The sequence below is a fragment of the Pseudomonas sp. MG-9 genome, from assembly GCF_018729515.1.
Lineage (GTDB): Bacteria > Pseudomonadota > Gammaproteobacteria > Pseudomonadales > Pseudomonadaceae > Aquipseudomonas > Aquipseudomonas serboccidentalis.
In genome coordinates this window covers 166871-189574 of the sequence record NZ_JAHHZH010000004.1, presented here as the reverse complement: position 1 = coordinate 189574, position 22704 = coordinate 166871, and the positions used below count along the sequence as shown (strand labels likewise).

Below are 22704 nucleotides of genomic sequence, written 5' to 3'. Positions count from 1 at the left end.
AACCCGATACAAATCGAACTAACCCCACAAAACCAAATGTAGGAGTGAGCCTGCTCGCGATGGCGGCGAGTCAGGCAACACAAAGGTGACTGACACGCCGCCACCGCGAGCAGGCTCACTCCTACAGGAAGCAATGTCAGTTACAGGCCTTCCTCGAGCACCCGATCCAGCATGTCGACAAAGAAGTCCACGCTGCGACGCGACGTGACCATCGGCGGTTTGATCTTGAGAATGTTCAGGTCATCCCCGGTCGGTTGCATGAAGATCCCCAGCTCACGCAGGCGATCGCACAACAGGGTGGTCTCCTCGGTGGCCGGCTCCAGCGTCTCGCGGTTGCGGATCAACTCCACCCCCAGATAGAAGCCGGAGCCATGCACCGCGCCCACCAGCGGATGTTTATCGATCAATGCTTGCAGACGCGCCTTGAAGTGGCCGCCGACCACCTGGGCGTTTTCCCAGAGCTTTTCTTCTTTCATCACATCCAGCACCGCCATACCGATCTGGCAGCTCACGGGGCTGCCGCCGGCCGACGAAAAGAAATAGCCTTCGGCCTCCAGCGCTTCGGCGATTTCCCGACGCGTAATGACGGCACCGAGCGGCTGGCCGTTGCCCATGCCCTTGGCCATGGTGATGATGTCCGGCACCACGCCCTGCTCTTCGAAGCCCCAGAAAAAGTGGCCCATGCGCCCGTAACCGACCTGCACTTCGTCGGCGATGCACACCCCGCCCTGAGCACGCACCAACGCATAGACCTGTTTCAGATAAGTCGGTGGCAGCGAGATACCGCCGGCATTGCCGTACACCGGTTCGCAGATGAACCCGGCCAATTGGCGCTTCTGTTCGGCGATATGCGCCAACTGGGCCTCAACGCTGCGCACGTAGTCCGGAGCAGAATCGAGACCACGGAATTGGCCACGATAAATATTCGGTGCGGTCACCGGGTGCACCCAATCCGGGCGGCTTTCCAGTGCTCGCGGGTTGTCGGCAACCGAGGTCGACACCGCATCGGCGCCGACCGTCCAGCCGTGATAAGCCTCGAGCACGCTGAGCATGTCGCGCCCGCCGCTGTAAGCCCATGCCAGACGAATCGCCAAGTCGTTGGCCTCGCTGCCGCTGTTGACCAGAAACACCCGGTCCATGCCTTCCGGCGCCAGTTTCAGCAAGCGCTCGGAAAACTCCGCCACCGCCGCATAGTTGAAGCGTGAATTGGTGTTGAGCAGCGACCACTGCCGCGCCGCCACCTGCGCCATGCGCGGATGACCGTGGCCGAGCACAGCGACGTTGTTGAGCATGTCGAGGTAGGAGCGACCCTGCATGTCGATCAGGTGATTGCGCCAGCCGCGTTCGATGCGCGGCGGGTCGACGTAATAGTGTTTTTGCGTGCGGGCGAAACTGGCGTCGCGCCGCTCGAGCAAGGTTTTGGCGTCCAGTTCCGGCTCGGCATCGCAGGCCAGGCCCAGCAGCGCCGCCGGTGAGGGGCATAACGCCTGCCACGCAGCAGCGCGCGAAGGGCTGCAGAACAACGGCGCATCCAGCGCTGCCACACGACTCAACTGCACCTTCAACGGTCCACCGACCGCTCCCAGCACCTGACCTTTGACCAGCGCCGCGCCGCTGTGCAGCGAAGCGTTCACGCCCCACAGGCGCACGCTGAGCTGTGGCCCGTCGAGTTGCAGCACACCGTCCGCCGCGTGGTGCAATACCCCGGCAAATGGCGCTTCTACAGCCGAGCCTTGCGGTACGCGCAATTCAACGTGCAGCGGGAAGGTGTCCGGCTCGACCGCGCTGTCCGGTCGTGTTTGCGACAAGCGATATTGCCCGTAACGACTCGCCGCCAGGCCATGCGCGGCGGCGGCTTCCGTCAGCAACCGCTGATCGATGCCGTCCTGCTCCCAGTTGCCCGCCTCGAAATGCGGGCTGAGGACGCCCAAATCGATCAACGCAAATTCGCGCCCGACCAGCTCTGGCAACAGCGGCGCAAAACCTTCACTGCCGATCGCCGGCAAACGCTGGCCGACTGATGTGAGGATCGCCGCTTCCATCAGCGCCAGCGGCACCGAAGTGGCCACGTGGAAAATCTCCCATTCGTGGCCAAGGTTGTCGCGACTGTAAGTGTTGCCCGGATCGATACTGACCTGTTGTTCGCCACTGAGCACCAGCACCGCCGCCCGCGCCACGATCAATGGCCACAGCGCCTGCAACTCTTCGTGTTGCAACGGATTCACCGCGTGATAGGCCTGCACCGCCGGCAGAATCACGAAAGGGTCACCGCCAGCATGGTGCAGCAGCGCCGCGCACGTCACCGACAGATCGGTGATCCGCCAGGTACGGACCAGATCACCGAAGTCGATCACCCCCTGCAATTGCCAGTGGCGCCGGGCGTCCCGTTGCCAAACGGCATTGTCGTCGGTGATGTCCATGTGAATCGCCTGCACCGGCAGTTTGTCCTGCAACGGCTGCAAACGGCGCTCGGCCTGTTCGGCGGCGTCCGCGATCAAGGCGCGCTGGCGCTCATCCTTGATGACCGGCAGCAGATGGTTGATCAGTGCATTGGCGTGGCGCGCGTCCCATTGCAGCGTGCGCTCAAGCCCCGGATGGTCGAAGCCGGCCAACGCCAGGTCCATCTCACCACACAGCTGACCGAAACCGGCCACCACGTCGTGGCCCAGGTGTTCAAGATGGGTCAGCGGCTGGCCTTCGATGTAATCCAGCAGCCGCACGTGTACCGGCTCGCCGTTGGCCTGCAGCGACAACAGGTCCTCGCCGTTAATGGCCGGGATCACCTTGGGCACGTGCACCGACGAGTGCTCGGCGAGGTACTTGAGCCCCGCATGCTGGGCCTGCAGCTCCACCAGCGCATAATCACCGCGGCAGATTTTCAGGACAAAGCGCCCACGCGCGCTGTCGATCCGGTAATTGAGATCCTGCTGACTGCCCAGCGCCTGTAACGTGCCGCTGAACCCGTAATGCTCCGCCAACCACTGCCGGGCCAGCGCCTCGGAGACCTGCGGGCTGGGCAAGCTGGCGCGATGAATCAACGTGGCGAGCGGCATGAGACGACCCCTGAAATGTTATTAGGCGCCTATATCGCCATTGCTGCAGAGGATGCGCAACCCCCAATCGAGGTTATTCAAGTGCTCGCATCCGCCGGCGCTTTGCGCAAGAATGTCGGCCATTCACATCTATCTGGAAAAAACTCATGAATGTAATCACCACCGATCTGCCCGGTGTTCTGATCATCGAACCCAAGGTATTTGGTGACGAGCGCGGCTTCTTCTACGAGAGTTTCAACGCCAAAGCATTCCAGGATGCAACCGGTCTGGACACTCAATTCGTTCAGGACAACCATTCGCGCTCGCAAAAAGGCGTGCTGCGCGGCCTGCATTACCAACTGCAGAACACCCAGGGCAAACTGGTTCGGGTAACCGCTGGTGAAGTGCTTGATGTGGCCGTGGACATTCGTCGCAGCTCGCCGCACTTCGGCAAATGGGTTGCCGTTCGCCTCTCGGCTGAAAACCACCGTCAACTGTGGGTTCCGGAAGGTTTCGCCCATGGTTTTGTGGTGCTGAGCGAGTTCGCAGAATTCCTCTACAAGACCACCAACTACTACGATCCATCGTCCGAGCGCAGCATTCGCTGGGACGACCCTGCTCTGGGCATCGACTGGCAACTGGACGAAGCGCCGAAGCTGTCGGCCAAGGATCAGGCTGGTGCACTGCTCAAGGACGCTGACGTCTTCGCCTGAGCCTAGGCATAATGCGCCTGTTCACTCAGGCGCATCCGGCTCATGAAACCTACCCTTCCCCGCAGACCCCGCTGGCGCAGCCTCGCCCTGTTGGCCTTGTGTCTGGCACCGCTGCTGTGGCCGCTGGAACATCTGGCCGAGCGCTATTACCGCAGTGAACTGGCCGGGCAGAACCGCCAGACCCTCGATCTCTACGTCGCCAACCTGCTGGGCACCCTGCACCGCTACGAAGTGTTGCCGCAGATCCTCGGCGACCTGCCGGCCCTGCGCGCCGTACTCGGGGCACCGGACGACGGAGTCACCCAGGGCAACGCCAATCGCCTGCTGAAAAACATCGCCGCACAGACCGGTGCCGAAGTCATGTACCTGATGGACACCAGCGGCCAGACCCTTGCAGCGTCGAACTGGGACAAACATGACAGCTTCGTCGGGCGCAATTTCGCGTTCCGTCCGTATTTCAGCGAAGCCATGGCCGGACGCCTCGGACGTTTCTTCGGTCTGGGCACCACCTCGGCCAAGCGCGGTTATTTCTTCGCCGCTGCGGTGCGCAACGGCGAAAAAATCATCGGTGTACTGGTGATCAAGGTCGACCTCGACCACACCGAAAGCCTGTGGGGCAAAACCCCGGAACAACTGCTGGTGACCGACCACAATGGCGTGGTGATTCTCACCTCGCGCCCGGAATGGCGTTTCCGCTCGACCCGTACCTTGAGCGATACCGAGCGCTCGGCGATCACCGCTATCCTGCCCTACCCGACCCGCGAACCGCGCCCGTTGAACCTCAGTTCCAACGACTGGCTGACGCAGACCGTGAACATCGCCGAAACCGGCTGGAGCGTCAGCATTCTTGCCCCGCGCACGCTGATCGACCGCCCGGTGCGCACCGTTGTCGCGATCGGTGGCGCCACGCTGTTGGTGGTGATGCTGTTGCTGGGGCTGATGATGCAGCGCCGCCGGCATTACCTGGAACGCATCGCGTTCGAAGCCAAGGCCCGTCGCGAACTGGAAGGTCGGGTGGCCGAGCGGACCAGCGATCTGGAAGGCCTCAACCGCCGTCTCAAACAGGAAGTGCTGGAGCGTGAACAGGCCCAGCAGGAACTGGTGCGCGCCCAGGACGATCTGGTCCAGGCCGGCAAACTGTCGGCACTGGGCACCATGTCGGCGAGCATCAGCCACGAACTCAACCAGCCGCTGGCGGCGATCCGCAGCTATGCTGAAAACGCCGAAGTGCTGCTCGATCATCAGCGCACCGACGACGCTCGCGGCAACCTCAAACTGATCAGCGAACTGACGGGACGCATGGCCTCGATCATCGCCCACTTGCGCGCCTTCGCCCGTCGCGACCGCCACGCTCCAGAGAGCGTCGCCCTGCAACCGGCGCTGGACGATGCGCTGGCGTTGTTGGCCAAGCGTCGCCGGAGCATGGAGGTCGAGCTGATTCGCGACCTGCCCGCCGCCACCCTGTGGGTCGAAGCCGGGGAAACCCGTCTGCGCCAGGTGCTCGGTAACCTGCTGGCCAACGCCCTCGATGCGCTGACCGAAAAAGGTCCGCCGCGCAAACTCTGGCTGAGTGCCGAATCCACCGCCGAAGGCGTCAATCTGTACATTCGCGATAACGGCCCGGGGTTCTGCATGGAAGCCCTCGGCCGCGCCAGCGAGCCCTTCTACACCACCAAAACCCGCACGCAGGGCCTTGGGCTGGGACTGGCCATCTGTGAAACCCTGATGCGCGCCTTCGGTGGTGAACTGTCGTTCGCCAACCACAAGCAAGGTGGCGCCTTGATCACCCTGCGGCTGCGCGCCGGTGCGCCCGGGGTCAGCCTGCAACCGTCCGAGGATCGAAGTGCATGACCATCGACAATCGCATTCAGGTGGTGTTGATCGACGACGATCCGCACCTGCGTCAGGCCCTCGGCCAGACCCTGGACCTGGCCGGCCTGAAAATCCTTCCGCTGTCCGAAGCCAAAGGCCTCGCCGCACAATTGGAGCGTGACTGGCCCGGCGTGGTGGTCAGCGACATTCGTATGCCGGGCATGGACGGCCTGGAACTGTTGAGTGAGTTGCACGCTCAGGATCCGGAACTGCCGGTGCTGCTGATCACCGGCCACGGCGATGTGCCGCTGGCGGTACAGGCGATGCGTGCCGGCGCCTATGATTTCCTGGAAAAACCGTTCGCCAGTGACGCGTTGCTCGACAGCGTGCGCCGCGCCCTGGCCCTGCGCCGACTGGTGCTGGACAACCGCAGCCTGCGTCTGGCCTTGAGCGACCGCAATGAACTGAGTGCACGGCTGGTCGGCCATTCGGCGCCGATGCTGCGCCTGCGTGAGCAGATCGGCGCGCTGGCGGCGACCAAGGCTGACGTGTTGATCCTCGGTGAGACCGGCGCCGGCAAAGAGGTCGTGGCCCGTGCGCTGCACGACTTGTCGAGCCGACGCAACGGCCCGTTCGTGGCGATCAACGCCGGGGCACTGGCCGAATCAGTGGTCGAAAGCGAACTGTTCGGGCATGAGCCGGGCGCCTTCACCGGCGCGCAGAAACGCCGGATCGGCAAGTTCGAATTCGCCAATGGCGGCACACTGTTCCTCGATGAAATCGAAAGCATGAGCATGGACGTGCAGGTGAAACTGCTGCGCATGCTGCAAGAGCGTGTGGTCGAACGCCTCGGCGGCAATCAGTTGATCCCGCTGGACATCCGCGTCATCGCTGCGACCAAAGAAGACCTGCGCCAGGCCGCCGATCAGGGGCGCTTCCGCGCCGACTTGTATTACCGTCTGAATGTCGCGCCGCTGCGCATTCCACCGCTGCGTGAACGCGGCGAAGACGCTTTAGTGCTGTTCCAGCATTATGCCGACGAAGCCAGTGCCCGCAATGGCTTGCCGCCTCACGAACTGCAACCGGCGCAACGCGCCTTGCTGCTGCGCCACACCTGGCCGGGCAACGTGCGCGAACTGCAGAACGCCGCCGAGCGTTTCGCCCTCGGCCTGGAGTTGGCGCTGGATAACAGCGGTGAAGGCGGCACTGCCGTGGAAGTCATCAGCGGCGGTCTGAGCGAGCAAGTGGAAAACTTCGAGAAATCGTTGATCGCCGCAGAATTGGCGCGCTCCCACAGTTCGGTGCGCAGCCTCGCCGAAGCCCTGGGGATTCCGCGCAAGACCCTGCACGACAAACTGCGCAAGCACGGGTTGAATTTCGCCGACAGTGGCGCCCATGGAGACGAAGCCGAATGAACCGCGACAGCCGCTATCTGGAGTCCGTGCTGCATCACGACATTCCGCTGACCCGCGAGATGGGCCTCAAGGTACTCGACTGGCATGAGCAGCAGTTAAGCCTGTACTTGCCGCTGGAGCCGAACGTCAATCACAAGAGCACCATGTTCGGCGGCAGCCTCTACTGCGGCGCGGTGCTCGCGGGTTGGGGCTGGCTGCATTTGCGCCTGAAGGAGCAAGGCATCGAAGACGGGCACATCGTGATTCAGGAAGGGCAGATCAGCTATCCGCTGCCGGTGACCGGCGACGCCACGGCGATTTGCCCGGCACCGCAGGCGGCGGTGTGGAAGAAGTTTCTGGCGATGTATCAGCGCTACGGGCGGGCGCGGCTGACGCTCAATACGCGGATCGTCAATGCTGGCAGTGATGAGGATGCGGTGACCTTCAGCGGGCAGTACGTTCTGCACCGCTAACGCAAAAGACCGCAGCCTTCGGCAGCGCCTACAGGTAAATGCGAAATCCTGTGTAGGAGCTGCCGAAGGCTGCGATCTTTTGATCTTATGAGCGAGCCAGCTCCAGCAGTCTTGAACGCCACGCCGCTTTCGCCGGCAACGCCAAAAAGAACTCATTGCGCAACGACTCACGCGCCGGGTAACAGAACGCTTCGCCCTGCAGATCCACGACTTCACCGCCCGCGCCTTCCAGCACGCCCTGGGCAGCGGCGGTGTCCCACTGCGACGTTGGCGCCAATCGCGGATAACAATCCGCCGCCCCTTCAGCCAACAGGCAAAACTTCAGCGAGCTGCCGATGTTCGCCAGTTGCAGTTCACCCAGACTGGCACTCAGGCCGGCGAGCAAACGCTCCTGCTCAGGGCTGGAATGCCGACGGCTGGCCACCACGGTGAACGCTTCACCGAGTGCGGGCACATCACGCACTTGAATCGCGACCGGCGTGCCGTCCTTATCGCCGCGCCACGCGCCGAGACCGGCACCGCCGACATAGAACCGGCCATTGGTCGGCATCGACACCACACCAAACACCACCCGGCCGTTTTCGATCAGGGCAATGTTGACGGTGAACTCTTCACTGCCACTGATGAACTCCTTGGTGCCATCCAGCGGATCCACCAGCCACCAGCGCTGCCACCCGGCGCGTACGCTCTGCGGAATGTTGGCGTCTTCTTCGGACAGAATCGGAATGCTGGAATCCAGCGCGGTCAGCCCGGCGACGATCACGTGGTGTGCGGCCATGTCCGCTGCAGTCACTGGTGAATCATCGGACTTGGCAGTGACTTCAACACCGGCGCGCCAGAACGGCAGGATCGCCTCGCCAGCCTGCAATGCCAGCTCAACCACTGGCGCCATCAACGGATGGGGAAAATTCATCGACATCTCACTCATGACTGAAAGAACCCGCGCTGGCTCAGCAGATCGCGGGTCAGGTACAACGCCGCCAAGGCGCGACCTTCGGAAAATTGCGGGTTTTGCGCCAGCGCTGCCAGTTCACGCAGGTTGACCTTGTCGACCCGCATCGGCTCGGGCTCGTCGCCCTCCAGACGCTCTTCGTAGAGATCGGTGGCCAGCACCACCTGAATCTTCTGGCTCATGTAACCGGGCGACAACGACAGCTCGGTCAGATGCTCCAGTTGGCGGGCGCCGAATCCGGCCTCTTCCTTGAGCTCGCGCTCGGCCGCCGCCAGCACATCCTCACCCGGCTCGATCAAGCCTTTGGGCAGGGACAATTCGTACTCGTCAGTGCCGCCACAGTACTCTTCGACCAGCACCGCGTGTTCGCTATCGAGCATCGCCACGATCATCACCGCGCCATAGCCCGCACCTTTGCCGACCAGACGCTCGTAAGTGCGCTCCACGCCATTGGAAAAACGCAACTTCAGTTCTTCGACGCAAAACAGGCGACTGGTGGCGACGATCTCGCGGGCGAGTACAGTGGGTTTCTGGCGCATGCAAAGCTCCTTGGCGTGAACGCGCTACTATAACGCGGCTTTCCCGATTGTTTGTGTCGGATATCTTTCTACCGCTCGAGACGTTGCCATGCCTTCTTTACCGTGGTCCGACATCGATACCGTCCTGCTGGACATGGACGGTACGCTGCTGGATCTGCACTTCGACAACCATTTCTGGCTGGAACACCTGCCGCAACGCTACGCCGAACTGCACGGTGTGAGCCGGGCCATGGCCGACATGGAGTTGCAGCCGTTGTTCGAGCGTCATGCCGGTCAGTTGCAGTGGTATTGCCTGGATTTCTGGAGCACCGAACTGAAACTCTCGGTGCGTGAACTGAAACTGGAAACCGCGCACCTGATTGCGCTGCGTCCGGACGCCGACACCTTTTTGCAAGCGATCAAACAGGCTGGCAAACGGGTGGTCATGATCACCAACGCCCACCGTGATTCGCTGTCGCTGAAACTGGAACGGATCGAACTGTCGCCGTATTTCGAGCGACTGATCAGCTCCCACGATTACGGTTTCCCCAAGGAGAACCCGCAGTTCTGGGATGCCTTGCAGACAGACATCGATTTTGATCCGGCGCGCAGCCTGTTCATCGATGACACTTTGCCGATCCTGCGCAGTGCGCGCGATTTCGGTGTGGCGCATCTGCTGGCGATCAAAGAGCCGGACAGCCGCAAAGGGCCGAAGGACACCGCCGAATTTGCAGCGGTTGGGGATTATCAGGAGTTGATTATCGGTCTTTGAATTCCTGTAGGAGCCGCCGCAGGCTGCGGCAGCTCCTACAGAGAATTGTCGTTATTCAGGAATGCGCAGTACCTGGCCCGGATAGATTTTGTCGGGGTGTTTCAGTTGCGGCTTGTTGGCCTCAAAAATTTTGTTGTACTTGTTGGCATCGCCGTACACACGTTTGGATATCGCGCTCAGGGTGTCGCCTTTCTCCACCGTGACGAACTTCGCTTCCTGGGTCACACCGCCGGTCACGGTAATCTGATCGTCAACGCCGCTGACGCCGGCAACGTTGCCCAGTGCCAACAGAATTTTTTCCTTCTCTTCCTGACTGGCGGCTTCACCGGTGGCGATAACCTTTTCGCCCTCGACCTTAACCTGGATCTTCGAAGTATCAATCCCCGACAGCGCCTCCTGCACGTGCTTGGTCAGCGCCTCGCCATTCGCCTGAGCCTTGTCCGGCGTCAGCGCATCGAGGATTTTCTCACCGGCTTCTTTGATAAAGCTGAATAGGCTCATCGTGTTTCTCTCCATGGAATAAAAGGGTCAGACGCCAAAGCCTAGACCACCTTTTACCAACACGGTTCCAGACCGACCAATGACCCACCCACCGCCCAAGCGCTAGAATCGCCCACCCCCGCCAACACCCTCCGGAGCGAAGATGGACATCAAGCAGCTGAAATTCCTCATCGCCCTCGACGAAACCCGCCACTTCGGCCAGGCCGCCGCGCGTTGCCACATCACCCAGCCGACCCTGTCGATGCGTTTGCGCAATCTCGAAGAAGAACTCGACCTGCCGCTGGTCAATCGCGGTCAGCGTTTCGAAGGATTCACCGCGCCTGGCGAGCGTGTGTTGGCCTGGGCACGCTCGGTGATGGCGGCTTATGACGGATTGCAGGCGGAAGCGGCGGCGTGTCGCGGCAACCTCATCGGTACGTTGCGACTGGGGGTGGTGCCGCTGTCGAGTTTCGATCCTCTGCCGCTGATGCAGCGTTTGCATGCGGCGCACCCGAACCTGCGCTTCGAAATGTCGGCACTGAGTTCCGAGCAGATCCTCGAACATCTGGCAAACAACCGCATCGACATCGGCGTGTCATACCTCGACCGGCTCGATCACGAACGTTTCGACTCACTGGCCTTCAGCGAAACCCGCATGGGCCTGCTCTACGACCAACGCTCCTTCACCTTTGGCGACGCGCCGTTGAGTTGGGCAGCACTGATCGAACTGCCACTGGGCATGCTCACCAGCGGCATGCATTTTCGTCAGTCCATCGACCACAACTTCCACAGCCGGGGCCTGACCCCGCTGCCACTGCTGCAGACCGATGCCGTGCATCAATTGTTACAAGCTGTGCATGGCGGCTTCTGCTGCGCGATCATGCCGCTGGACGGCGGTCTGGAAAAACTCACCGATCACCTGCGCCTGCAACCGATCGAAAACGCCCGGACCCTCGCGCCACTGGGCCTGATCATGCGCCGTGGCGCCCCGCGTTCGGCGCTGGCCGAGGCCTGTTTCGCGCTGTACCAGAAATCACCGGCAACGCCTTGATCGACGGTATCTATCAATAGATCGACAGTAGCGATTAGACGCGACAAGTTGCCGCGCCTAGTCTTAACGTTGATCAATCCGTCGGTGATGCCATGAACGCCAAGCGCCCAGCCTGCGCGGCGCCTGCACTCGAAACGCCCGCGCCCGCCGCCAGCCAGACCTACAGTTACAGCGATCTGCCCCTTGTGGAATCGGCCAGCACCGCGCTCGCCGAGGAAGTCGCGTTGGCGATTGCCTACAACGGCATCAGCCAGGCCGTGATGCTGGTGACCCCGACGGACCTGGAAGACTTCATCGTCGGCTTCAGCCTCGGCAGCGGCATCATCGAGGACGCCAGCGACATCTATGACCTGCAACTGACCGGCGCAGGCTCGGCGCAATACGCGCAAGTGACCATTGCCAACCGCGCCTTCTGGAACCTCAAGCAACAACGTCGGCAACTGGCCGGCACCAGCGGTTGCGGATTGTGCGGCGTCGAAGCGGTGGAGCAGGCGCTGCCCGACCTCAACGTGTTGCCCGGCGCACCTCTGCCGCCCGCTGCATGGCTCGACGGCCTGCGCCAGCGCATCGGCGCGTTCCAGCCACTCGGCCAGCACTGCGGCGCGGTACACGCAGCGGTGTTCATGGACGCCAGCGGTGAATTGCTGCTGGGCCGCGAAGACATTGGCCGGCACAACGCCCTCGACAAGCTGATCGGCGGCCTGATCCGCCAGAAGATATCCACAGACGGCGGCCTGGCGATTGTCACCAGCCGTTGCAGCCTCGAATTGATCCAGAAAGTGTTGCGCGCCGGCATCCAGACCCTGGTCAGCCTGTCCGCGCCGACGGGCCTTGCCGTGCAATGGGCCCGGCGCCACAACCTCAATCTCATCCACCTGCCGCAGAAGAATGCGCCGCGGGTCTACAGCCCAGCGATGGAGAATCAAGCGTGAGCCAACATCATCAAGCCGACCAGAAACCTGTCCCGCGCTACAAACCTTACAAAGGTGCAGCCGGCGGCTGGGGTGCGCTGATCAGCGTGGCCCAGGCCTGGTTGACCAGCGACAACGCGCTGAAAAACCTGCGCATGATGCTCAAGACCAACCAGAACGGCGGCTTCGACTGCCCGGGTTGCGCCTGGGGCGATTCGCCGGAAAGCGGCATGGTCAAATTCTGCGAGAACGGCGCCAAAGCGGTGAACTGGGAAGCAACCAAGCGCCGGGTGGACGGCAAGTTCTTCGCCAAACACAGCGTGACCTCGCTGCTGGAGCAGAGCGACTACTGGCTTGAATACCAGGGTCGCCTGACCGAGCCAATGGTCTACGACGCCCAGACCGACCGCTACAAACCCATCGCCTGGGACGACGCGTTCGCCCTGATCGGCAAGCACCTGCAAGCGCTGTCGAGCCCGGATCAGACCGAGTTCTACACCTCGGGCCGGGCCAGCAACGAAGCGGCGTACCTGTATCAACTGTTCGTGCGCGCCTACGGCACCAACAACTTCCCCGACTGCTCGAACATGTGCCACGAGGCCAGCGGTGTGGCCCTGGCGCAGAGCGTTGGCGTCGGCAAAGGCACCGTGACTTTCGACGACTTCGAACACGCCGACGCGATTTTTGTCTGGGGTCAGAACCCCGGCACCAACCACCCACGGATGCTCGAACCGTTGCGTGAGGCGGTGAAACGCGGAGCACAAGTGGTGTGCATCAACCCGCTGAAAGAGCGCGGCCTGGAACGCTTCCAGCACCCGCAGCATCCGCTGGAAATGCTCACCAACGGCGACAAACCGACCAACACCGCGTACTTCCGTCCGGCACTGGGCGGCGACATGGCGGTGCTTCGCGGCATGGCCAAGTTTCTCCTGCAGTGGGAGCGCGATGCGCAGAAGGCTGGCGCCCCGGCGGTGTTCGATCACGACTTCCTCAATGCCCACAGCACCAATGTGCTGGAGTATCTGGGCGTGGTCGATGACACGCCCTGGGAGCAGATCGTCGCGCAATCCGGCCTGACCCTGGTCGAGATCGAACAAGCCGCGCGCATGTACGCCAAAGGCAAGAACGTGATCATGTGCTGGGCGATGGGCATCACCCAGCATCGCCACTCGGTGCCGACCATCCAGGAAATCGCCAACCTGATGCTGCTGCGCGGCAACGTCGGCAAACCCGGCGCCGGTCTATGCCCGGTGCGCGGCCACAGTAACGTGCAGGGCGACCGCACCATGGGCATCAACGAGCGTCCACCGGTGGCGTTCCTCGATTCCCTCGAACGACGTTTCCAGTTCAAGGTGCCGCGTGAAAACGGGCACAACGTGGTCGAAGCGATTCACGCCATGGCCGAGGGCCGCGCCAAGGTCTTCATCGGTCTTGGCGGTAACTTCGCCCAGGCCACACCGGACAGCCCGCGCACCTTCGCGGCGCTGAGCAATTGCGACCTCACCGTGCAGATCAGCACCAAGCTCAACCGCAGCCATCTGGCCCACGGTAAAGACGCGTTGATCCTGCCGTGCCTGGGCCGTACCGACATCGACATCCAGACCGAAGGCCCGCAAGCGGTCACCGTGGAAGACTCGTTCAGCATGGTCCACGCCTCCAACGGTCAGTTGCAGCCGCTGTCGAACCAGATGCGCTCGGAACCGGCGATCATCGCCGGCATCGCCGCCGCCACGCTGGGTAGCAAACCGGTGGACTGGAACTGGCTGGTGGCCGACTACCGGCGCATCCGCGACTTGATCGCCGACACCATTCCCGGCTTCAAGGACTTCAACGAGAAGGTCAAGAACCCGGGCGGGTTCTACCTCGGCAACTCGGCCGGTGCACGCAAATGGAACACCCCGTCGGGCCGGGCCAATTTCCGCGCCAACCTGCTGCCCAAGGATCTGGTGCACGAACGCACCCGCGCCACCGGACAACTGCCGGATCTGATCCTGCAATCGATGCGTTCCCACGATCAGTACAACACCACGATCTATGGCCTCGACGACCGTTATCGCGGGGTCAAAGGCCAGCGCGACGTGCTGTTCGCCAACGAGGCCGACATCATTCGCCTGGGCTTCCGTCCGGGACAGAAGGCCGACATCGTGTCGCTGTGGGACGATGGCCGTGAGCGTCGGGTGAAAGGCTTTACCTTGCTGGCGTTTGATATTCCGGCCGGGCAAGCGGCTGCGTATTACCCTGAAGTGAATCCGCTGGTGCCGCTGGAAAGCACTGGTGATGGCAGCCATACACCGACGTCGAAATTCATTGCGATCCGGCTGGAAGCGGCGAGTGAGACCGGGTTGATCATGGCTAAATCTGCTTAATGCGGGGTCAGCCCCATTGCTATCGCGAGCAGGCTCACTCCTACAGTTGAATGTGTTCGATCTGTAGGAACTCGGTCACTGTAGGAGTGAGCCTGCTCGCGATAGCGGTAGCCGATTCAACGCCATTCTTTGTACTGTGCACCTTTCAAACGCCCACAAAAAAGGCCGCTTTTTCACAAAAGCGGCCTGTCCGAAGTAGCTAAAGACCGACGAAAATCGCTTAAGTTCCACATACAAAACAGCAACTTGCATAATTGTATACAAGTCGTGTTATTCGTCGGATTTTGATTGTCAGCCTTGTTACACAGCCTCAGGATCGCGCCGTCATCCCTTTGAGGCTCCTCTATGAAGTTCTCCTCGATTCTCTTGTTGTCCCTTGGCCTGGTCAGTGGCTTCGCTTCTGCCGGAGGCACCGCCGAAGCAGGCGTGGGCGGCGCATTGGGCGGGGTTCTTGGCTCGGTCGTCGGTCAGTCTTTAGGCGGCAGCACAGGTTCAACCATTGGCGCGGCCCTGGGCGGCGCGGGTGGTAGCGCGGTGGGTGCCAACAAACACAGCCGTGGAGAAGCAGCCATTGGCGGTGCACTGGGCGCAGCCGGCGGTAACGTGGTTGGCCGCAGCATGGGCGGCACCACCGGCAGCCTGATCGGCGCCGCAGCAGGTGGCGGCGCCGGTGGCGCGCTGGGCAACTACATGGGCAACCAGAGCAATGACGATGGTCGTCATTACGATCGCGGTTATGACCGTGACCGTCGCTACTACCGCGATGGCCACCCTGGTCGTGGTCACGCTTACGGCCACCGCAAGCATCACCGCTACTATCGCGACTAACGCATTGCGTTAAGCGGGAAAGCAAAAATCGCAGCCCAAGGGCTGCGATTTTTTTTGCTCTGATTCAAACCACCAGACGCTCCAATGCTTCACGCAACCGGCCTGGAATCGGTACCGGTTGATTGGTGCTCCGATCCACGAATACGTGAACGAAACGCCCTGCTGCACACGCCTCGCTTTCACCGACCTTGAACACCGCCAGTTCGTACTGCACCGAACTGTTGCCCAGCTTGCCGACCCGCAGACCGATCTCGATCAGGTCCGGAAAAGCGATCGAGGCAAAGTAGTCACAGGCCGAACTGACCACAAACCCCACCACCTCGCCGTCATGAATATCCAGCCCGCCAACCTGGATCAGGTAGGTGTTCACCGCCGTGTCGAAGAAGCTGTAGTAAGTGACGTTATTCACATGCCCGTAGGCATCGTTATCGTGCCAGCGTGTGGTGATGGGCTGGAAGTGCGGGTAGTCGGCGCGTTGTGGCATCGGGTTGGACATCAGCATTGATCCATTGAGTGTTGTGAGCAGTCTAAAGCCAAAACCGTGGTGGCCCCATCGCGAGCCGGCTCCAGCGCAATACATCCCCACTCAGCACTCGGCAAACCCCTTGCCCTGCGCCGCCAACTCGCCAATCAACCGCGCCGGCTGCCACTGATCGCCCTGACGCATCTGCAGCGCCAGCAAGCGCTGATGAATGTCCGCCAGCCCTTGCTGATCCGCCCAGGCCATAGGCCCGCCCTTGTCGGCCGGGAAACCGTAGCCGTTCAGGTACACCAGATCAATGTCATGGGCCGACCCGGCAATGCCTTCCTGGAGAATCTTTGCACCCTCGTTGACCAGCGCCAGCAGGCAGCGCTCCAGAATCTCTTCAGCGCCGATCTCGCGACGCTGGAAACCCAGCCCTTCGCTGACCCGCAGCACCAGCGCATCGACCTCGGGATCATGCTCGGCCTGTCGACTGCCCGGCTCATAGTGGTAATAACCGTTACCGGACTTCTGGCCGAAACGGCCCATCTCGCACAAACGGTTGTCCACCTGCACCTCCGGCGCATCCTGGCCCTTGCCGGCCAACTCGCGAGCGCGCCATTCCAGATCGATACCGACGACGTCATACATGCGGAAAGGCCCCATGGCGAAGCCGAACCCTTGCAGCGCCGCGTCCACCTGCTGTGGATAAGCGCCTTCGAGCAGCATCTTGCGCGCCTCCAGCACATACGGATGCAGCATGCGATTGCCGATAAAACCGTGGCAGTTACCCGACACCACACTGACCTTGCCCATGCGTTTGCCCAGTCTCAGTGCGGCTTCCAATACCGCCGGCGAAGTCTGCGCCCCCCGAATGATTTCCAGCAGTTTCATGATGTGCGCAGGGCTGAAGAAATGCAGACCGAGCACTTGCGACGGACGCCGTGTCGCAGCGGCAATCGCATCGATATCCAGTGCCGATGTATTGCTCGCCAACAGCGCCTCGGGTTTGAGCAGGCCATCCAGTTCGCGAAAGATCCTCTGCTTGAGCTCAAGGTTTTCGTACACCGCCTCGATCACCAGATCGACATTGCGGATCGCCGGGTAATCCGCCGCCGCGCTGATCCGGGCAATACGTGCATCCGCTTCGACCTGATCGATCCGGCCCTGGCGCACGTTGTGTGCATAAGTGTCCGCCACCGTACCCAGTGCCTGCTCAAGCATCTGTGGATTGTTATCGACCCACTGCACAGCGATGCCGGCATTGGCCAGGCACATGACAATGCCGCGGCCCATGGTGCCCGCACCGATGACGGCAGCTTGCTGAATATCGAAGGATGTCTGGCTCATGTTGTTCTCTTGTTGGCGATCCGAAGACAGCCTTCACCATAGTCAGGCACCGGGTATTTTTGAAGTTTATTACCGTGATGAACGACATTCAGCGGATGGATAAACCCCCATCGCACCGAAGCCACACACTGTAGGAGCTGCCGAAGGCTGCGATCTTTTGATCTTGATTTTCGATAGCAAGATCAAGAGATCGCAGCCTTCGGCAGCTCCTGCAGACAGATCAAAGGTGTTCGTGAACCCAGCTGCGAACTTCCGCGTACGGATACTCCTCCAACGCCGCATACCCGGAAATCGTCCGCGCCTTGAGCTTGGTGAACAGCGGCACACTGATCCCGCACAGAAACCGCGTCAGGCGCTCCGCCGTTGGCACACTGCCGGTGTGCTGCTCGTGCCTGTGGATAAAATCACCGCACAGCGCCGCGAAACTCTTATCCACAAGCGCCGGCAGTTCCGGCGGTGGCGGCAGGCGCGCTATATCCCCGTGACACACCGAACAGTGCCCGCAGCGCTCGGGCGCGTTGTGGTCACCGAAGTATTCGGCCAGGCGATAACCCAGGCAGCGCTCGGTGGCGAACAGCTCGAGCATCGCGTGAATCCGGGCGATTTCAGCCTGCTCATGCCGGGTGAAATAACCGTGCAACTCGGCGCTCAAAACAGCGCTGTCGAAATCTCTGTGCAGCACGTTGTAGACCTCGGTCATCTGCTTGCTCTCAAGCTCGACCCAGCCTTTCTCCTGGAAGTAGTCCAGCGCCGTCACCACCCGATTGCGCTCAGCCGAGTACTGCGTGTACATCGCTTCGAAATCCACCGTGGCCCAGGTGCGTGCACGGCTGGAAGTCTGGATGATGGCGGCGACAAAATCCCTGCGCTCACCTGCGAAACGCTCAAGCAGCACTTCCGGTTCCAGCAGGTATTTGAAACGGTACTCGGCGTAATACGCATAGCGCGGCGCGATCAAGCCACGCAACTCCAGTTGCACCAGCAGCGTTTTGAGCGGCAGCGAGCGAATGTTGCTCTGATCGGCCAGCGGCCCAAGCAGAAACTCCCACTGCCCTTCGGCCGCAGCAGCCTGCATTTCCTCCAGTACACAACGAATCCCCTCGCGCTCCGGGGTATCACCGTAGACAAAGTTTTCCAGCACGTTGAGGCTGTCGCGATTGGCCAGCACCAGACAGTCCGAGGGCTGCCCGTCACGTCCGGCGCGACCGATTTCCTGACTGTAGTTTTCGATGGATTTGGGCAGGTCGAAATGCACCACGTTGCGGATGTCGCTCTTGTCGATACCCATGCCGAACGCAATGGTCGCGACGATGCAATTGGACTGTCCGGCCATGAAGCGCTTCTGGATCGCCTCACGCTGATCATTGGGCAACCCGGCGTGATAGGCCTCGGCCTGAATCCCGTTGCGCCCCAGATGCTCGGCGATGTGTTCGGCGGTTTTCTGCAGCGTCACGTAGACGATGCTCGGCTGCCCCGCACGCGCGCTCATCCACTCTACCAGCCGCCGGCGCTTGTCCTGACCCCGCACCGGTTCGACCAGCAGATTGAGGTTGGGCCGGTAGAACCCGGTGGTCACCACATCCGCTTCGGCGATGGCGAATTTGGCCTGCATGTCGGCAATCACTTTCGGTGTCGCCGTGGCTGTCAGCAGCAGGGTTTGCGGGATGTTGAACTGGCGCTGGTAGTCCGGCAGTTTCAAGTAGTCAGGGCGAAAGTTGTGGCCCCATTCGGAGATGCAGTGCGCCTCGTCGACCACCAACAGCGAGATCGGCACCTGCTGCAAAAAGTTGCGGAAACGCTCGTTCTTCAAACGCTCCACGGAGATCATCAGAATCTTCAACTCACCCGAACGGGCACGAGCCATCACGTCGTTGGCATCATCGCGGCTTTGCGCCGAATCGATGCTGCCGGCATTGATGCCGTGACGTTTGAGGAACGCCAGTTGATCCTGCATCAACGCCAACAGCGGCGAGACCACCAGGGTCAGGTGCGGCAGCAACAGTGCCGGCACCTGGTAGCAAAGCGACTTGCCGGAACCCGTGGGGAAAATCGCCGCCGCCGAGCGCCCGGCCAGTACGGCGCTGATCGCGGCTTCCTGCCCGGGTCGAAACTGTGGATAACCGAAAACCTGTTCCAGGGTGTTGTGCATGCGCTGTCACTCCGTTGACCGCTGTGATGCCAACAGCCTAGCGGGCGATCGCAGCGCGTCGAGAAAAGGTCGGGGTCAATTCGATACGGGATGATACAGCGCCGGGGGTGGATGCCACCGGATCAAACAAAGGAAACAATTTGCCTCTCGCAGGCCTGGCTGCAACGAAGGTAACGTGCGCCGCATCCACGAAACGAGCGTCGTGCCAGGACGGCCGACATCCGTGGATCAACTCAAGGAATGAACATGCCCAACAGACTGAAACTACTCCTCACTCTTACCCTCGCGTCGCTGTTGCTGGGCGGATGCATGCAAGTGCCCGATGATCTTCCGTCCCTCGCAATGTGCGCCACGGCAGATCAGGCGGCCACCACATAAGTCTTGCGGCAACGGCGGGCTACGGACGCAGCACCGCCACCCGCAGTTGCTCATTCAGCACCTGCTCGTGCACACCCTGGCTCTTGTTCGCCCACTGTGCATGGGCCGGACTGATGTCGCCGGTGAAGGCTGCCGCCAACTGACGCAGCTCCGCGACACTGCGCACGCGAGGACAGAACGGTTGCCCGTCACAATCCTGACTGGCATTGCGATAGGTGCTCAGCAAGCGGTCCCACAGACCGTCACGCACCTGCCTGATCGACTTGAGCTGCACATGCGGAACACCCAGCCGCCGTTGCAGTCCGCTCTCATCCAGCGCTTCGCTCGCCAACAAGGCTTTAGCGAACATCAACACCTCGGCGCGTGACGCGGTATCGATGCTGGCCTGACTGGAAAGCGTATCGGGCCAGCCGGTACGTTGCAGATCGACAAACATCCAGCCGTTGCCAGCGTCGGATGCCACGGCCAAACGGCAGCCACTGGCCCACAGCAATAAAATCGAGGCCATTCTTAGCCACTGCATACTCAATTCCCTTTAAGCGCGTATCGGACGTTTGGAAACGTCCTACAGATTCTGGCGCGCACCATACAGAGGTTTCCCAAGAAACGCCTGTGAATCCCGTGGGAAATTTCTGCGCTAAGGGTTTCACCTCGAAAAACCCACAAAACCTTGTAGGGCAAATGCCCGAGTCTCGGAAAAACCCCTACGAACTCTGTCCATCACGGCGGTCTTGTGACGACTCGCCACGCACTTCTATAGTGGCCGGCGCGGCTGAAACCACTGGAGCGACTTCGTACAGGACACGTCTCACCATGAACACGCATGATCCGATGCCCCCTCGTTACCACCCCCTCAAAAGCAACTACAGCGATCATCCGGTGCTGACCATCGACACCCAGGCCAGCCATGGCGATCTGCTTGACGCCGCGCACCAACGTCTGCGCGCCGCCAGCGACTTGCTGGAGACTCTTTACTGCTTGTGTTTCAAACAAGCCGATGTCAAAGACATCCCCAACATCGTCAACGCACTGTATCTATTGACCCAGGACGGTTGCGAACTTTTGGAAGTAGCAAAATTGCAACCAACGACCTCTTTATAAAAAACACAACCACAAATAAAGCAACAACTAAACACTTCAAACAAACAACTTAAAAAACTAGCCTGCTTGCTCTTACATCAATCAAGAGCAACCTCATGACGACATTAACTATTTTCTTTTGTGGCACCGGTTCCACCCAATTCGACACGACCAACAACAACTACTGGAACGGCGAACTGGTGTCCACCCTCGCCTCGCACCATGCCGGTCGCGAATTTGCCGAATGGATCGTGGTGGATGGCCCCGGCACCAGCAACCTGCAGGCCGACGAGCTGTTCACCAAATCGGCCGACTACGGGCTCAGCGGCACGCTGTTCGGTAAAGGCTGGGAGGAGAACGTGCTGCACGCAATGAACATCATCAAAGGCAAGTGCGACTGGCAGCGCGAGCAACTGACCGAGACGGAATACAACCGCCTCAAAGCTGCCGGCATTCCCATTGAAGATGTAAAAGTCGAAGGTTCCTGGTTCTGGCGTAAATACAACTACGGCGAGCGCAGCATCACCCAACAACAGTTACAGGAACAGATCATTAAAACGTTCCGCAAGGACGGTATTCTTCCAACTAAAGTGAATCTGGTTGGTTGGAGCCGCGGCGGTATCAGCTGCCACATGCTGGCCAACGCCATGTACAACGACAGTGCTCTCAAGAACATCCCGGTGAATATATTCGCCATTGACCCGGTACCCGGTATCGGCAACTTCCAGGAACACCGGGTCAAACTCAATGCCAACGTCAAAGAGTACGTCGGCTTCTACGCTCGTGATGAACGCTCGAAAGGCTTCAGTTGCGTCATCCCGCAAACTGCCACCGGCACCCGGACCCATATTTTCCCGATCCCCGGCCGCCATGCCACCCTGGTCGGCAACGCCTCCGCCGACGGCGTCGCTGGCCCGAAAGTACTCGCCGAACCCGGCCAGTTCGTGCGCCACTTCGCCGAAACCTGCCTCAAGCGCTGGGGCACACCACTGACCAAAACCCTGAATCTGACCGACGCCGACCTGAAGCAATGCGGCGATGCAATGGTCAGGGACGCCGCGAAATACAAAGCCATGGAAAAGTCCTCCTACACCTGGTTCACCGAACTGGACCAGGGCGAGCGCTACGTGTCGCTGGGCAGCAAAGGCGTGCCGTTCTCGTCGGTGAAGGGCGCGATCTATGCACCGGATACCGGGCTGACCACCAGCGTGCTGGATCTGGCGGCGTATCGGCCTATTCGTTGAGGGAGGTGGGTGGTGATCGACGAGAGCGCGAAAAATCCTACGGTATTTGCCTATTGGAAGTTCGTCCCGTTCCTACAAATACAGACACCTTGTCGCCTATCGCCACCCGCTAGCTCACACCTATAGTCGTGACTGTCGCTGCCAAATCAGCGGCTCGGGCTTGGTCACCCGGTGGGATACATACATGCGTCCGTTGTATGCTGCCGGCAGTTCAAATGTCTGCACGCTTAATGGTGGCTGTGTTTGGGACGCCTTCGAGCGTGCCGGACTTGTGTGTTCCTTCGGTTGACCAACCCGAACACAGTTCGCCTCCCATCGCTTGGTCACGGTGGGATGACTCCTCACGACATTTGGAATACACACTATGAAAGTATGGAACCCGCTCCCCCCTGATCGCTACCGCTCACTCGAATCCAATCTCACCGACACCAAGCCCCTGATCATCGACACAGAAGCCAACCCGCAAGACATCCTCGAATGCGCCGTCCAGCGCCTGCGCGCCTCCAGCGATCTGCTCAAAACCCTCTACTGCCTCAGTTTCAAACAGGCCGATGTCGAAGACATCCCCCACATCACCCACGCCCTGTATCTGCTGACGCAGGATGGCTGTGACCTGCTGCAAGTTGCGCAGCAGCAGATGCTCGGCTGGAAAGCACCAGCCTGACGCTGACAGTGTTCGGATCGCTCTCACGCCTGACCTGAGAGCGATCAATAAAACGTGATCAAACATCGGAGTAA

Annotated in this window: 20 protein-coding genes; 12 read left to right on the top strand and 8 right to left on the bottom strand. The window is 60.8% G+C overall.

Annotated features, from left to right (window positions below; all coding sequences use genetic code 11):
• Positions 1-140: 140 nt before the first annotated feature.
• The gene (locus KKQ10_RS11750) at positions 141-3053 is read right to left on the bottom strand and encodes an aminotransferase (RefSeq protein WP_215501197.1); all 2913 of its coding nucleotides are present in this window, start codon (positions 3051-3053) and stop codon (positions 141-143) included.
• A gap of 146 nt (positions 3054-3199) precedes the next feature.
• On the opposite strand from KKQ10_RS11750, the gene rfbC reads away from it, so the two are divergent.
• Genes rfbC through KKQ10_RS11730 form a run of 4 tightly spaced genes read left to right on the top strand, consistent with a single transcriptional unit; the run spans position 3200 to position 7424 of the window.
• Complete coding sequence (rfbC, locus tag KKQ10_RS11745; RefSeq protein ID WP_025110961.1) at positions 3200-3745, top strand: dTDP-4-dehydrorhamnose 3,5-epimerase; 546 nt, start codon at positions 3200-3202, stop codon at positions 3743-3745.
• Positions 3746-3787: 42 nt separating this feature from the next.
• Positions 3788-5596, top strand: coding sequence for a sensor histidine kinase (locus KKQ10_RS11740; RefSeq protein ID WP_127648539.1), 1809 nt, complete (start codon positions 3788-3790; stop codon positions 5594-5596).
• On the top strand, positions 5593-6972 hold the full coding sequence (locus KKQ10_RS11735; protein ID WP_215501196.1) for a sigma-54-dependent transcriptional regulator: 1380 nt from the start codon (positions 5593-5595) through the stop codon (positions 6970-6972). Before KKQ10_RS11740 ends, KKQ10_RS11735 begins: the two co-directional genes overlap by 4 nt.
• The gene (locus tag KKQ10_RS11730) at positions 6969-7424 is read left to right on the top strand and encodes a YiiD C-terminal domain-containing protein (protein ID WP_127648537.1); all 456 of its coding nucleotides are present in this window, start codon (positions 6969-6971) and stop codon (positions 7422-7424) included. Before KKQ10_RS11735 ends, KKQ10_RS11730 begins: the two co-directional genes overlap by 4 nt.
• Positions 7425-7509: 85 nt before the next feature.
• Here KKQ10_RS11730 and cysQ read toward each other — a convergent pair whose 3' ends face one another.
• Together cysQ and nudE are read right to left on the bottom strand one after the other, a co-directional pair.
• Positions 7510-8343 (bottom strand): 3'(2'),5'-bisphosphate nucleotidase CysQ, encoded by an 834-nt coding sequence (gene cysQ / locus KKQ10_RS11725; protein WP_215501404.1) that lies wholly within the window; start codon positions 8341-8343, stop codon positions 7510-7512.
• 5 nt (positions 8344-8348) lie between these two features.
• Positions 8349-8915 (bottom strand): ADP compounds hydrolase NudE, encoded by a 567-nt coding sequence (gene nudE, locus KKQ10_RS11720; protein WP_127648535.1) that lies wholly within the window; start codon positions 8913-8915, stop codon positions 8349-8351.
• Positions 8916-9003: 88 nt separating this feature from the next.
• Between nudE and yrfG the strand changes: the two genes are divergently transcribed.
• Positions 9004-9666, top strand: coding sequence for a GMP/IMP nucleotidase (gene yrfG / locus KKQ10_RS11715; protein WP_215501195.1), 663 nt, complete (start codon positions 9004-9006; stop codon positions 9664-9666).
• 51 nt (positions 9667-9717) lie between these two features.
• Here yrfG and lysM read toward each other — a convergent pair whose 3' ends face one another.
• Positions 9718-10167, bottom strand: coding sequence for a peptidoglycan-binding protein LysM (gene lysM / locus KKQ10_RS11710; RefSeq protein ID WP_127648533.1), 450 nt, complete (start codon positions 10165-10167; stop codon positions 9718-9720).
• Positions 10168-10309: 142 nt separating this feature from the next.
• On the opposite strand from lysM, the gene KKQ10_RS11705 reads away from it, so the two are divergent.
• The 4 genes from KKQ10_RS11705 (at position 10310) to KKQ10_RS11690 (ending at position 15302) form a co-directional block, all read left to right on the top strand.
• Positions 10310-11197 (top strand): LysR family transcriptional regulator, encoded by an 888-nt coding sequence (locus tag KKQ10_RS11705; RefSeq protein ID WP_215501194.1) that lies wholly within the window; start codon positions 10310-10312, stop codon positions 11195-11197.
• Positions 11198-11289: 92 nt separating this feature from the next.
• Positions 11290-12129 carry a formate dehydrogenase accessory sulfurtransferase FdhD gene (gene fdhD, locus KKQ10_RS11700; RefSeq protein ID WP_215501193.1) on the top strand — a complete coding sequence of 280 codons (840 nt, stop codon included), beginning with the start codon at positions 11290-11292 and terminating at the stop codon, positions 12127-12129.
• Positions 12126-14474, top strand: a complete 2349-nt coding sequence (locus KKQ10_RS11695) for an FdhF/YdeP family oxidoreductase (protein ID WP_215501192.1) — start codon at positions 12126-12128, stop codon at positions 14472-14474. Before fdhD ends, KKQ10_RS11695 begins: the two co-directional genes overlap by 4 nt.
• Before the next feature lie 345 nt (positions 14475-14819).
• Entirely contained in the window at positions 14820-15302 is a 483-nt protein-coding gene (locus KKQ10_RS11690) for a glycine zipper domain-containing protein (RefSeq protein ID WP_127648529.1), read from the top strand.
• Positions 15303-15366: 64 nt separating this feature from the next.
• Here KKQ10_RS11690 and KKQ10_RS11685 read toward each other — a convergent pair whose 3' ends face one another.
• The 4 genes from KKQ10_RS11685 to KKQ10_RS11670 all read right to left on the bottom strand — a co-directional run bounded on the left by KKQ10_RS11685 (position 15367) and on the right by KKQ10_RS11670 (position 20165).
• Positions 15367-15798 (bottom strand): acyl-CoA thioesterase, encoded by a 432-nt coding sequence (locus KKQ10_RS11685; protein WP_215501191.1) that lies wholly within the window; start codon positions 15796-15798, stop codon positions 15367-15369.
• A 90-nt stretch (positions 15799-15888) separates the two neighbouring features.
• The gene (locus KKQ10_RS11680) at positions 15889-17115 is read right to left on the bottom strand and encodes a 3-hydroxyacyl-CoA dehydrogenase (protein WP_215501190.1); all 1227 of its coding nucleotides are present in this window, start codon (positions 17113-17115) and stop codon (positions 15889-15891) included.
• Between the two features lie 220 nt (positions 17116-17335).
• Positions 17336-19264: a RecQ family ATP-dependent DNA helicase gene (locus tag KKQ10_RS11675; protein ID WP_215501189.1), complete on the bottom strand. Its 1929-nt coding sequence runs from the start codon at positions 19262-19264 to the stop codon at positions 17336-17338.
• 397 nt (positions 19265-19661) lie between these two features.
• Complete coding sequence (locus KKQ10_RS11670; RefSeq protein ID WP_215501188.1) at positions 19662-20165, bottom strand: polysaccharide deacetylase; 504 nt, start codon at positions 20163-20165, stop codon at positions 19662-19664.
• 290 nt (positions 20166-20455) lie between these two features.
• Between KKQ10_RS11670 and KKQ10_RS11665 the strand changes: the two genes are divergently transcribed.
• The 3 genes from KKQ10_RS11665 to KKQ10_RS11655 all read left to right on the top strand — a co-directional run bounded on the left by KKQ10_RS11665 (position 20456) and on the right by KKQ10_RS11655 (position 22630).
• Entirely contained in the window at positions 20456-20743 is a 288-nt protein-coding gene (locus KKQ10_RS11665; RefSeq protein WP_215501187.1) for a hypothetical protein, read from the top strand.
• A gap of 95 nt (positions 20744-20838) precedes the next feature.
• Positions 20839-21966 carry a lipase family protein gene (locus tag KKQ10_RS11660; RefSeq protein WP_215501186.1) on the top strand — a complete coding sequence of 376 codons (1128 nt, stop codon included), beginning with the start codon at positions 20839-20841 and terminating at the stop codon, positions 21964-21966.
• 364 nt (positions 21967-22330) lie between these two features.
• Complete coding sequence (locus KKQ10_RS11655; RefSeq protein ID WP_215501185.1) at positions 22331-22630, top strand: hypothetical protein; 300 nt, start codon at positions 22331-22333, stop codon at positions 22628-22630.
• The last annotated feature ends 74 nt before the right edge of the window (positions 22631-22704 follow it).